This is a genomic window from Pontimicrobium sp. MEBiC01747, from assembly GCF_053601635.1.
The window spans coordinates 1-1,020 of sequence record NZ_JBSHNS010000502.1; the positions used below are offsets into that span (position 1 = coordinate 1).

The window sequence follows — 1,020 nt, forward strand, 5'->3', positions numbered from 1 at the left end:
CAAAATACCTTAAGAAATATTGTTGTTTTTATTAATGAAAACAACACATACTATACTATAGATAAAAAAGAGTTACCAGCCGAATTACGTTTTGATGTTTCTAAAAAAATTGAAGCTATACAAATTCCTGATACAGCAAAAATTAAGTTCTTTATGCTAGATTGGTAATTTTTAATAAAAAAAGTTATACGAATTAAACAATACTATCATGTCTAAAAAATATACTATACAGAATGCACCTTTTGTTGTACCAACAACAGACGGAAAACTCATTGAGGAACATTTTGGAAATGCTACCGATGATAATTCGCAAATAAGCATTGCACACATGGTAGCTCCTGCTGGATGGAGCGAACCATTTCAAACTCCAGAGTTTGATGAGTATACCTATATTATAAAAGGCAAAAAGCAATTTATTATTGAAGATGAACAACTGGTATTAGAGGCTGGACAATCTATTAAAATAATGAGCGGGACCCGTGTACAATACTCAAATCCATTTACAGAGGCTTGCGAATATATTGCTATTTGTACACCCGCATTCTCTATGGATTTGGTAAATAGAGAAAACTAAATGGGGAACACTATTATAAAACTTATTGGTTCATCATTTAACGTATTAAGTTATGTAATGCCTAAATACACTTCTATTAAGGCTTTAAATTTATTTGCCACCCCTAGAAAAGGACGTATAAAACCAGAACAACGTCCCTTTTTAAATACAGCAGAACAATTAAACTTACAATATGAAGGGACTACTATTGCTACTTACCGCTGGCAAGGTAACGGCCCTACTGTTTTATTAGTGCATGGCTGGGAAAGTAATACACAACGTTGGGAAAAATTAATAAAACAGCTTCAACAATTAAATTATAATATTGTGTCTTTAGATGCTCCTGCTCATGGTGCTTCTAGTGGGAAACAGTTTAATGCTGTTTTATATTCAGAATGTATAAATGTAGTTGTTAACCATTTTAACCCTGAGATTATTATAGGTCATTCTGTTGGAGGAATGGCTAC

General features: G+C 32.5%; 2 protein-coding genes. Both read left to right on the forward strand.

Annotated features, from left to right (window positions below; translation table 11 throughout):
- The first annotated feature begins 208 nt into the window (after positions 1-208).
- Positions 209-574, forward strand: coding sequence for a cupin domain-containing protein (locus tag ACVC2P_RS16460; RefSeq protein ID WP_452599546.1), 366 nt, complete (start codon positions 209-211; stop codon positions 572-574).
- Positions 575-1,020: alpha/beta hydrolase (locus ACVC2P_RS16465; protein ID WP_452599547.1), on the forward strand; the 446-nt coding region annotated here is incomplete at its 3' end.

What these genes read in the sequence shown, in the direction of transcription:
- ACVC2P_RS16460 (WP_452599546.1), top strand. Translation starts at nt 209, where the DNA reads ATGTCTAAAAAATATACTATACAGAATGCACCTTTTGTTGTACCAACA.